General features: G+C 71.5%; 9 protein-coding genes. 4 read left to right on the top strand and 5 right to left on the bottom strand.

Annotated elements, in window-relative coordinates:
• On the bottom strand, positions 1 to 569 hold a 569-nt coding region (locus tag BGO22_RS12690), incomplete at its 3' end, for a TAXI family TRAP transporter solute-binding subunit (protein WP_286851130.1).
• Between the two features lie 128 nt (positions 570 to 697).
• Here BGO22_RS12690 and BGO22_RS12685 point away from each other — a divergent pair.
• A complete protein-coding gene (locus tag BGO22_RS12685; RefSeq protein WP_070397601.1) occupies positions 698 to 1531 on the top strand; it encodes an undecaprenyl-diphosphate phosphatase in 834 nt (277 codons plus the stop codon).
• Between the two features lie 12 nt (positions 1532 to 1543).
• Here the strand turns inward: BGO22_RS12685 and BGO22_RS12680 are convergent, their stop codons facing one another.
• From BGO22_RS12680 to mutS, 4 genes are read right to left on the bottom strand one after another with little or no spacing between them, the layout of a single operon-like run.
• Positions 1544 to 3502, bottom strand: a complete 1959-nt coding sequence (locus tag BGO22_RS12680) for a PAS domain S-box protein (RefSeq protein WP_070397602.1) — start codon at positions 3500 to 3502, stop codon at positions 1544 to 1546.
• 58 nt (positions 3503 to 3560) lie between these two features.
• On the bottom strand, positions 3561 to 4391 hold the full coding sequence (locus tag BGO22_RS12675; RefSeq protein WP_204742800.1) for an alpha/beta fold hydrolase: 831 nt from the start codon (positions 4389 to 4391) through the stop codon (positions 3561 to 3563).
• Positions 4392 to 4413: 22 nt separating this feature from the next.
• Positions 4414 to 5241, bottom strand: a complete 828-nt coding sequence (locus BGO22_RS12670; protein WP_070397603.1) for a proteasome-type protease — start codon at positions 5239 to 5241, stop codon at positions 4414 to 4416.
• Positions 5238 to 7850 (bottom strand): DNA mismatch repair protein MutS, encoded by a 2613-nt coding sequence (mutS, locus tag BGO22_RS12665; protein ID WP_070397773.1) that lies wholly within the window; start codon positions 7848 to 7850, stop codon positions 5238 to 5240. Before mutS ends, BGO22_RS12670 begins: the two co-directional genes overlap by 4 nt.
• 297 nt (positions 7851 to 8147) lie before the next feature.
• Between mutS and BGO22_RS12660 the strand changes: the two genes are divergently transcribed.
• The 3 genes from BGO22_RS12660 to BGO22_RS12650 form a co-directional block, all read left to right on the top strand.
• Positions 8148 to 8909 (top strand): endonuclease/exonuclease/phosphatase family protein, encoded by a 762-nt coding sequence (locus tag BGO22_RS12660; protein WP_070397604.1) that lies wholly within the window; start codon positions 8148 to 8150, stop codon positions 8907 to 8909.
• Complete coding sequence (clsB, locus tag BGO22_RS12655; RefSeq protein ID WP_070397605.1) at positions 8906 to 10159, top strand: cardiolipin synthase ClsB; 1254 nt, start codon at positions 8906 to 8908, stop codon at positions 10157 to 10159. The genes BGO22_RS12660 and clsB overlap by 4 nt, the downstream gene beginning before the upstream one ends.
• A partial coding sequence (locus BGO22_RS12650) for a putative bifunctional lysylphosphatidylglycerol flippase/synthetase (protein WP_286851125.1) occupies positions 10156 to 11002 on the top strand: 847 nt, incomplete at its 3' end. The genes clsB and BGO22_RS12650, both read left to right, overlap by 4 nt.

Below are 11002 nucleotides of genomic sequence, written 5' to 3'. Positions count from 1 at the left end.
GTCTGCTCCAGCCGGCTCAGCGTGATCTGGCCGGGCTCGATGCGGTTGACCTCCAGCAGGCGGTTGAACAGGCGCGGCACGCCGCTGCCCGGTGTGCCCACGTTGACGCGCCAGCCCTTGAGCTCGGCCAGGTTGCGCAGCGTGCCATCCCTGGGGCTGATCTTGCGCGCGGCGGCCTCGCGGTAGAACAGCCAGAGCGGCTCCACGAACAGGCTGCCCAGGGAGACGATGCTCTCGTCGTCGTCGTAGCCCATGTCGGCGGTGCCGCCCTGCACGAAGCCCAGCTCCACCGTGCCCTCGCGCAGCCGGTCCAGGTTGTCGGCCGAGCCTTCGGTGCGCACCAGCTCCACCGTGATGCCGTGGCGCTTGAGCGCCTCGGCGTAGCGCTGGCCAAAGGTGTCGTAGGCGCTTTGTTCCGGCCCGGTGGCCAGCACCACCCGCGTGGGCGGATTGGGCTTGAGCCACCACCAGGTGAAGGCCACCAGCGCGATGGTGATCAGCACGATGGGGCTGCCCGACAGCAGCATCTCCTTGAGCGAAATCAGCGTGTAGCGCAGGGTCTTGGGCATGATGGCCGCGAACATAGCACGCGGCCGCGCGGGCGGCCGTTGCGCTTTGTTTCGCGCCCGCGGGCCGCGGCCGGCGCGCCACCTAGAATGCCCGACTGCCCAACCGCGTTCTCCGAACCCCCCACCGCATGGACCCGATTCTGCTGATCAAGGCCGCCCTCATGGGCGTGGTCGAAGGCCTCACCGAATTCCTGCCCGTCTCTTCCACGGGCCACCTCATCCTGGCGGGCCACCTGCTCGGCCTCACGGGCGAGAAGGTCAAGGTCTTCGAGGTCGTCATCCAGACCGGCGCGATCCTGGCGATCGTCTCGGTCTACGCCCAGCGCATCCTCGACACCCTGCGCGGCCTGCCCACGGGCGACGCGGTGGCGCGCCGTTTCACGGCCAACGTGCTGATCGGCTTCCTGCCGGCGGCGGTGCTGGGCTTCCTGTTCATCGGCGTCATCAAGAGCGTGCTGTTCCACCCCTTCGTGGTGGCGGCCGGCTTCATCGTCGGCGGCTTCATCATGCTCTGGGCGGAGGCGCGCCAGGCGCGCGGCGCGCCGGTTCGCGTGGAGGCCGTGGACGACGTGCGCTGGACCGACGCGCTCAAGGTCGGCCTGATCCAGTGCCTGGCCCTGGTGCCGGGCGTGAGCCGCTCGGGCGCCACCATCATCGGCGGCATGCTGGTGGGCTACAGCCGGCGCGCGGCGACCGAGTTCAGTTTCTTCCTGGCGCTGCCGGTGCTGCTGGGCGCGGCCACGCTGGACCTCTACAAGAACCGCGACCTGCTGTCCATGGCCGACCTGCCGTTCTTCGCCACCGGCCTCATCGTGTCCTGGCTGTCGGCCTGGGTGTGCGTGCGCTGGCTGCTGCGTTTCGTCTCGTCGCACACCTTCGTGCCCTTCGCCTGGTACCGCATCGCGTTCGGCGTGCTGATCGCGCTCACCGCCTGGGGCGGCTGGATCAACTGGACGGCCTGACGAGCGCCCGATTCAGGCCTGCGGCTGCAGCGTGAAGTAGAAGCGCGCGCCCTGGCCTGGCGCGCTGTCGGCGCGCAGCTCGCCGCCGTGGCGCAGCACGATGCGCCGCGCCGTGGCCAGGCCGATGCCCAGGCCGGCGAATTCCTGCGGCAGGTGCAGCCGCTGGAAGGGCTGGAACAGCTTGCCCGCGCGCGCCATGTCGAAGCCCGCGCCGTTGTCGGCCACCACGAACTCGCGCCGACCGTCGCGCTCCTGCATGTGCAGCTGGATGGTCGCCCGCTCGGTCTGGGCGCTGTACTTCCAGGCGTTGTGCAGCAGGTTCTGCAGCAGGGCCTCGATCAGCGGCTCGTCGGCCAGGGCCACCAGGCCCGGCTGCACCGACCACCTCACCTGGCGCTCGGGCGAGGTGGCCGCCAGCTCGCGCAGTTGCCGCGTGGCGATGGCCGACAGGTCCACCGGCGCGCGTTGCAGTTCGCCGCGCGCCATCTGCGACAGCTTGAGCAGGCCGTCGATGAGCTCGCCCATCTTCTTGCTCGCCTCGCGGATGCGCGCCAGGTGGCGGTGGCTTTCGGCCGGCAGCGCGGGGTTGTCTTCCTTCAGCGCCTGGGCGAAGCCGTTGATGATGCGCAGCGGCGAGCGCAGGTCGTGCGCGACCGCGTAGGAGTAGCTCTCCAGTTCGTCGTACGCGGCCTTCAGGGCCTGGGTGCGTTCGCGGATGCGCTCCTCCAGCGAGGCGTTGAGCTGCTGGATCTGCAGCTCCGCCCGCTTGTGTTCGGTGATGTCGAGCAGCATGCCCAGGCCGTGGGTCACGCGGCCGGTGGCGTCGCGCTCGAACTCGGCCCGCACCGAGACCCAGCGCCAGTCGCCCGTGAGGTTGAGCTGATACTGGATGTCGTAGGGCCGGCCGAGCCGGAAGGCGTCGGCCCAGGCCTGCTGCATGCGCTCGCGGTCGTTGGGGTGGGTGGCGGCCACCATGTCCAGGTCGCTGAACACCGAGCGCGGGATGCCCATGATCACGTGCGCGTTGCCCAGCGAGGTGAACTCGCGCCGCGCCGCGTCGTAGCGCCAGCCGGCCATCTGGGCCAGTTCCTGCGCCTGGGACAGCAGCCGCTCGCTGGTGCGCAAGGCCTCCTCGATGGCCTTGCGCTCGGTGATGTCCTGCACCACCGCGATCTCGTAGTCGGGCGAGCCGTCGGCCTTGCGGATCAGCGCAACCGACAGCAGCACCCAGACGATGTGGCCGCGCTTGTGGAAGTAGCGCTTCTCCATCGTGTAGTGGTCGGTTTCGCCGCGCAGCACGCGCTGCATCTGCGCCAGGTCGGCCGCCAGGTCGTCGGGGTGGGTGTATTGCTGCCAGTTGGTGCGCTCGAGTTCTTCGCGCGTGTAGCCCAGCAGTTCGCAGTAGCTGCGGTTGATGCGGATCCAGCGGCCGTCGGGGCGGGTGTGCACGACGCCGGTGGCGCTGTTTTCGAAGGTGTCGAGCATGCGCTGGTGGTTGCGGCGGGCCTGTTCCATGGTGGCATGGAGCTCGCGCGTCTGGCGTTGCATCAGCGCGATGGAACCCACCACCACGAGCTGCGTGAGCAGGTGCCAGAAGTTGAGCCAGAAGGCCTCGTGGAGGTCGCTGATGGCGAAGCTGAAATAGGGCTTCACCAGGAGGAAGTTGACCGCCGCCATGCCCAGCAGCGTGCTGAGCATGCCGATGCGAAAACCCCCGTAGAGCGCGCAGACCGCGGCCGCCAGCGTGAGGGTGACGAAGCGCCCGCCGCTTTCTGCCGGCGCCAGCGCCACGCGCAGCGCGGTGGCGGCGGCGGTGAGCAGCACCGCCACGCCGATGCGCAGCCACCAGGGGTGGCGGTGCGGGTTCCAGGAGGTGAGCAGAAGGCGCAGCCGGCGCAAGGCTCGGGCGCTGGCGGTGTCGGGGGTGGCGTCGGCGGGCGGGGCGTCGTCGGTGGTCACGGCGGCGAGCATATATCGATGGGGGGCCTCCACCATCGGGGGCGATACGGGGGTGGTCCGGTGCCTGCGCTCAGGCCATCGCGGCCAGCAGCTCGTCGATGGCGGCGGCCGTTTCCTGGGGCCGCTCCATGGGGAACAGGTGCGAGCCTTCGATCAAACGCTGGCGTGCCTCGCCGCCTGGGCCGAGCACGCGGCGCGTCATGGCCATGCCCACCTGCTGCATTTCCTGCGAGCGGGTGCCGCCGATGAAGCCGACCGGGCAGCGCAGCGGGTGGCGGCGCAGCAGGCGGTCCAGGTTGTGGGGCAGGGTGTTGTAGATGGCCGTCTCGACCTCGCGGTCGAAGTTCAGCACGCGCTGAGGGCCCTGGGGCGTGTCGGCGTCGTGCGTGCCGTGCTCGATGTAGTCGCTCAGGCACTGCGGGTCCCAGTGCGCGAAGGCGCGCTTGTGGCGCAGGTGCTCCAGGGCGGCGGCCGCGTCGGGCCAGGCCTGGCGGCGCTTGCGGCTGATGCGTCCGGGCGAGATCGAACCCACCAGCTGCGTGCGCTTGACCAGCTCCAGCGTGCGCGCCCGCCAGCCGCCCAGCAGCGGCGAATCGATCAGCAGCACGCCGCGCACGCGCTGGCCGCCCAGTTCGGGGTGGCGCGCCGCGCACATGAGGCTGAGGAAGCCGCCGAGCGAATGGCCCACCAGCCAGGGGGGCTGACCCGTGCGCGCCACCTCGGCGGCGGCGAAGTCGGCCAGCTGCTGCACCAGGTGCGGCCAGTTGCTGGTGACGGGGTAGCGCGGGTCGTGGCCGAACTGCTCCACCGCGCGCACGGTGTGACCGCGCGCGCGCAGCGAGCGGAACAGCGCCTGGTAGGTGCCCGCGGGGAAGCTGTTGGCGTGGGAGAAGACGATCACGCCGGGGCTCTCTCGCACCGCCTTAGATGAGGCGCTCGCGCGGGTTGGTGATTTTCTTGAGCGGGCCCAGGCGCTCGCTGTCGCAGATCAGCGGCACACTGGTCTGGCTGCCGTCCCAGGTGGGGTGCTCGATGTCGTCGAAGGCTTCGCGCAGCTTGCGGCCCCAGGTGCTGCGCACCATGCGGAAGTAGGGGTTGTTTTCTTCGATGCAGACGATCTTGTCGATGCGCAGGGTGTCGGCCTCGTACAGCGCCATGTCCAGCGGCAGGCCCACCGACAGGTTGGACTTGAGTGTGGAGTCCATGGACACCAGCGCGCATTTGGCCGCCTCGTCCAGCGGCGTCTCGGGCGTGATCACGCGGTCGAGCACGGGCTTGCCGTACTTGGACTCGCCGATCTGGAAGAAAGGCGTCTCGGCCGTGGCCTCGATGAAGTTGCCGGCCGAATAGACCTGGAACAGGCGCATGCCCTCGCCGCGGATCTGGCCGCCGAAGATCAGCGAGACGTTGAAGTCCACGCCCGCGCGCTGCAGCGATTCGCCGTCGCGCTGCCACACGTGGCGCACCGCCGCACCCAGCACGCGCGCGGCGTCGAACATGCTGCGCGCGTTCCAGATGGTGATGGGCTCGCCGCCCTCGTGGTCGTCGAGCTGCTCGGTCTGCAGCATCTCGCGCACCGACTGGGAGACGCTCAGGTTGCCCGCCGACAGCAGGCACATGAAGCGGTCGTCGGCCTTCTCGTAGACCATCATCTTGCGGAACGAGCTGATCTGGTCGAGGCCCGCGTTGGTGCGCGAGTCGGACAGGAAGACCATGCCGGCCTTGAGTTTGACGGCGACGCAGTAGGTCATGACGGGCTCCCGGCCTCGGTGGCGGCCTGTTGGGCGAGTTTTTTCAGCTGGTAGAGCTGGTCCAGCGCGTCGCGCGGGCTCAGCGTGTCGGGGTCGATGGCGGCCAGGGCGGCCACCAGCGGGTGCGCTTCGGGCGCCTCGGCCGCGGGCGGCGGCGCGAACAGGTCGACCTGGGTCTGCTGCTCGGCGCTGTGCGCCTCCAGCGCGGCCAGGGCGTGGCGGGCGTGCTGCACCACCGGGGCGGGCACGCCCGCCAGCCGGGCCACCTGGATGCCGTAGCTGCGGCTGGCGGGGCCGGGCTCGATCTGGTGCAGGAACACGATGCCCTTGCTGCCGCCCTCGGCCGCGCTCACGTGCACGTTCACGGCCGCGTGGTGCGTGGCGGGGAACTCGGTGAGTTCGAAGTAGTGGGTGGCGAACAGCGTGAAGCAGCGCGCCTTGTCGTGCAGGTGCGCGGCGATGCCGCCGGCCAGCGCCAGGCCGTCGAAGGTGGAGGTGCCGCGGCCGATCTCGTCCATCAGCACCAGGCTGTTGGGCGTGGCGGTGTGCAGGATCTGCGCCGCCTCGGTCATCTCCACCATGAAGGTGGACTGGGCGTTGGCCAGGTCGTCGGCCGCGCCGATGCGGGTGTGGATGGCGTCGATGGGGCCCAGGCGGCACGACTGCGCGGGCACGTGGCTGCCCATGCTGGCCAGCAGGGCGATGACCGCCACCTGGCGCATGTAGGTGCTCTTGCCGCCCATGTTGGGGCCGGTGATGACCTGCATGCGCGCCTTGGGGCCCAGCACCGTGTCGTTGGCGATGAAGGCGCCCGCGCCGGTCTCGGCCAGGCGGGCCTCCACCACTGGGTGGCGGCCGCCGCGGATCTCGATGCCCGGTTCGCTGCCGAAGCTGGGCGCGCACCAGTTCAGCGTGAGCGATCGCTCGGTGAGCGCGCACAGCGCGTCCAGCGCGGCCAGCGCGCGCGCCAGGGTGGTGAGCGGGTCGATGAAGGCCTGAAGGCTGTCGAGCAGACCTTCGTACAGCCACTTCTCGCGCGCCAGCGCGCGCTCCTGCGCCGACAGCGCCTTGTCCTCGAAAGCCTTGAGCTCGGGCGTGATGAAGCGCTCGGCGTTCTTGAGCGTCTGGCGGCGCTTGTAGTCGTCGGGCACGCGGTCGAGCTGGCCCTGCGTGACCTCGATATAGAAGCCGTGCACCTTGTTGAACTGCACGCGCAGGTTGGCGATGCCGGTGCGCGCGCGCTCGCGCGCCTCCAACTCGATGAGGAAGGCGTCGCTGTTCTGCTGCAGGCCGCGCAGCTCGTCGAGCTCGGGGTCGAAACCGTCTGCGATGACGCCGCCGTCGCGCACCAGCGCCGAGGGTTCGCTCAGCAGGGCGCGCTGCAGCAGCTCGGCGCAGCCGGCGGGCGGCTGCAGATGGGTGGCCAGGCGGGCGAGCAGGGCGTCGGTGCCCAGCGGGGCCAGGGCCGACGCGAGTTCGCCGGCGCGGCCCAGGGTCTGGCCCAGGCCCACCAGCTCGCGCGGCTTGGCCTGGCGCAGCGCGATGCGCGCCGTGATGCGCTCGACGTCGCTGCAGCCCTTGAGCCGCTCGCGCAGGCGCTGCCAGGGGCCCGCGCGCAGCACGCCGATGGCGCCCAGGCGCTCGCGCGCTTCGGCGCGGTCGCGCCGGGGCTCCAGCAGCCACTGGCGCAGCGCGCGACTGCCCATGCCGCTGGCGCAGGTGTCGAGCAGCGAGAAGAGCGTGGGGCTGCTCTCGCCGCGCAGGGTCTGCACCAGCTCGAGGTTGCGGCGCGTGCTCGGTGGCAGGTCGATGCGCTCGTCGATGCGCGCCACCTGCAGGCTGCGCACATGGGCCAGCGCGCGGCCCTGGGTGTGTTCGGCGTAGGCGAGCAGGGCGCCGGCGGCGGCGTGCGCGTCGCCCAGGTCCTCGGCGCCCCAGGCGGCCAGGCTGGCGGCCTGCAGCTGCTCGAGCAGCTTGCGCTGGCCCAGCGCGGCGTCGAAGGCCCAGGCCGGGCGCAGCACCGTGACCAGCTTGCCGCCCTGCGGCGTGGGCGCGCCGGCCAGGGCCATGACGCGCTGCTCGAAGGCGGGCGTGGTCTCGGCGCTGTAGAGCAGTTCGCCGGGCGCCAGGCGGGCCACCCAGTCGGCCAGTTCGTCGCTGGCGCACTGGGCCAGGAACACGATGCCTTGCGTGAGCGACAGCCAGGCCAGGCCGCAGCCCGTGCGCGCGCCCGCGTGCACGGCCATCAGCAGGGACTCGCTCTTGTCCGACAGCAGCTCGGCGTCGGTCAGGGTGCCGGGGGTGACCACGCGCACCACCTGGCGCTCCACCGGCCCCTTGGCCGTGGCCACGTCGCCCACCTGTTCGCAGATCGCGACCGACTCGCCGAGCTTGATCAGCCGCGCGAGGTAGGTGTCCACCGAATGGAAGGGCACGCCGGCCATGACCACCGGCTTGCCGGCCGATTGGCCGCGCTGCGTCAGCGTGATGTCCAGCAGCCGCGCGGCCTTCTCGGCGTCCTCGTAGAACAGTTCGTAGAAATCCCCCATGCGGTAGAAGAGCAGCGTGTGCGGATGCCCGGCCTTGAGGGCCAGGTACTGCTGCATCATGGGGGTGTGGGCGGCCAGGGAGTCGGTCACGGTCGGCGGGCGGGAGGCGGGCGAGAACAGCCGAACACTGTAGCCGATCGCCCCGGGGCCACCGCCGCCGCGCGCACGCCGCGCAGCCCCCCCGCGCCCGATGCGGCCCCCTAGCACCCCCGGCCGAAATGTCAATCAGCCGGCAGGCAGCGACCGGCTGCGCCGGGGGCGCATTTACCGGTGGTTGCCCCCGCCCCCCACTGGCACGCGCACCATGGACGGCCTCATGAACAAGACGTCGCCGGGCGCGACCGGAAGGAGTGTGCAATGCCCGTGCAGAGAGAGCGGGGGAGCCTGCGTGTGCTGACGGTGAACATCCACAAGGGGTACAGCTTCTTCAAGCGGCGCTTCGTGCTGCACGAGTTGCGCGAGGCCGTGCGCGCGGTCCAAAGCGATCTGGTCTTCCTGCAGGAGGTGCGCGGCGGCGGCGAGCCGGACGAGCGCCACCCCGGGGTGTCGCAGTACGAGTTCCTGGCCGACAGCATCTGGAAGGACCACGCCTACGGCCGCAACGCCGTGGCGCCGCGCGACAGCTACGGCAACGCCGTGCTCTCGCACTTTCCCATCGTCAAGAGCCGCAACCACTGTCTCTCGGGGCCGCACACGGTGCCGCAGCGCGGCGTGCTGCACTGCGTGGTGAGCCACGGAACGCTGCCCGCCCTGCACCTGATGTGCGTGCACCTGGGCCTGCTGGAGCGCGATCGCCAGGCGCAGATCGCCGCGCTGCGCGAGGTCATCGACAGCGAGGTGCCGCCCGACGCACCCCTGATCGTGGCGGGCGACTTCAACGACTGGCGCCAGCGCGCGGACGCGCGGCTCGCGCGCATCGGCCTGAGCGAGGTGTTCCGCCAGACCCAGGGCCGGCACGCGTGCAGCTTCCCGGCCGCCTGGCCGCTGCTGCGGCTCGACCGCATCTACGTGCGTGGCGTGGCCTCGGTGCGGCCGCTGCCCATGCCGCGCCACCCCTGGTCGCGCCTGTCCGACCACGCGCCGCTGGCGGCGGAGGTTCGCCTCGGGGAGGCCGCATGAACACGGCCACCCGTTCCATGAACTCGCGCTGGCTGCCGGGCAACCGCATCGAGCTGCTGTGCTGCGGCGAGGACTACTACCCCTGCGTGTTCCAGGCCGTCGACGCGGCGAAGCACGCCGTGCTGATCGAGACCTTCATCTGGTTCGACGACTCGGTGGGCCGCGAGCTGCGCGCCGCGCTGATGCGCGCCGCCGAACGCGGCGTCGAGGTGCACGTGCTCGTCGACGGCTGGGGGTCACCCGACCTGGGCGCGGAGTTCACCCAGGGCCTGCTCGACGCGGGCGTGCGGCTGCGCGCTTTCGAACCGGTGCGCCGGCTCTTCGGCGCGCGCATCAACATGCTGGGGCGCATGCACAACAAGCTGGCCGTCGTCGACGGGCGCGTGGCCTTCGTGGGGGGCATCAACTACTCGCGCGACCACGTCATCGGCCTGGACCCGCAGGCCAAGCTCGACTACGCCGTGCGCCTGGAGGGGCCGCTGGTCGAGCAGATCGAGGCCTACTGCCGCACCAAGCTGAACACGCCGCAGCCCCCGCGCGAGATGTGGCTGCAGCGCTGGCGCCGCTTGCGCCAGCGTCGCCACCCGGACGACCCACCGGGACCCGCCGAGGGCGCGGTGGCCGCCTTCGTCACGCGTGACAACGACCGCCACACCACCGACATCGAGCGCCATTACCGCGCCGCCATCCGCAGCGCGCGCTCGCGCATCCTCATCGCCAATGCCTACTTCTTCCCCGGCTACCGCCTGGTGCGCGACCTGCGCCGCGCGGCGCGCCGCGGCGTGCGCGTGGACCTCATCCTGCAGGGCAATCCCGACATGCCCTGGGTGCAGCGCGCCACCATGCTGCTGTACGAACACCTGCTGCGCGCGGGGGTGCGCATCCACGAATACACCGAGCGCCCGCTGCACGCCAAGGTGGCCGTCATCGACGACCACTGGGCCACGGTGGGATCGAGCAACCTGGACCCGACCAGCCTGAGCCTGAACCTGGAGGCGAACGTGGTCGTGCGCGACCAGGCCTTCGCCGCCGTGCTGCGCGACACGCTGGACCAGGTGCTGCGGCGCAGCTGCGAGCCCGTTCGCCTGTCGCGGCCCGGCCGGCTGCGCTCGGCCTGGATCGTGCTGCGCAGCCTGGTGGTGTTCCATGCGCTGCGGCGTTTCCCGGCCTGGGCGCGCTGGGCGCACCATGCCAGCCCGCGCGTGGTGCCCGTCCAGCCAGAGCCCGCGCCCGTACAGGAGGGGCGATGAGCTCGGGCCGGGCCTTGAAGCGCCTGTGGCCGCACGCGCGCCGCTGGCTGCCCTGGCTGCTGGCGGCGGCCGTGCTCTATCTGGTGGCGCAACAGGCGCGCGAGGTGGAATGGGCCCGGGTGTGGGCCTCGCTGCGCGAGCTGCCGCTGCGCGTGGTGTTCGCGTCGTTGGCACTGGCCCTGTGCGCGCACACCCTGTTCTCCGCCTACGACCTGATCGGGCGCCGGCTGGTGCGCGCGCGCATCACCCGCGGGCGCACGCTCGCGGTGGCCGCCATCGCCTACGCCTTCAACCTCAACTTCGGCGCGCTGATCGGCGGCGTGGGCATGCGGCTGCGCCTGTACACGCGGGCCGGCCTGTCGGCGGGCACGGTGGGACAGATGGTGACGCACAGCTTCATCGCCAACTGGCTGGGCTGGTGCTGGGTGTTGGGCACGGTGCTGGTGTGCTCGCCCCCGCCTTTGCGGGTCGATGGGGCCCCCGGCGCGGGCGCGCTGCGCGCGCTGGGCGCCGTGCTGCTGCTGGTGGCCGTGGGTTACCACGCGCTGTGCGCGTTCGGGGGTCGCAAGGCGCTGCGCTGGCGCGGCCACACGCTGCCGCTGGCGGGCGCCCGCGTGGCGCTGGTGCAGGCGGCGATGGGCGCCGCGGTGTGGATGCTGATGGCGCTGAGCCTGTGGAACCTGTTGCAGGGCCGCGCGCCGTACCCCTTGGTGCTGGGCGCGCTGCTGCTGGCCGGCGTGGCGGGGGCGCTGACGCATGTGCCCTCGGGTCTGGGGGTGCTGGAATCGGTGGTGGCGGCGGCGCTGGCGGGCGTGGTGCCGCTGAACGAAGCGCTGGCGGCGG

The sequence above is a fragment of the Hydrogenophaga sp. 70-12 genome (genome assembly GCF_001897365.1).
In the GTDB taxonomy this organism is placed as follows: domain Bacteria; phylum Pseudomonadota; class Gammaproteobacteria; order Burkholderiales; family Burkholderiaceae_C; genus Hydrogenophaga; species Hydrogenophaga borbori.
Note: the sequence above shows the minus strand (reverse complement) of the source record. Positions and strands in the feature narration are given on the sequence as shown.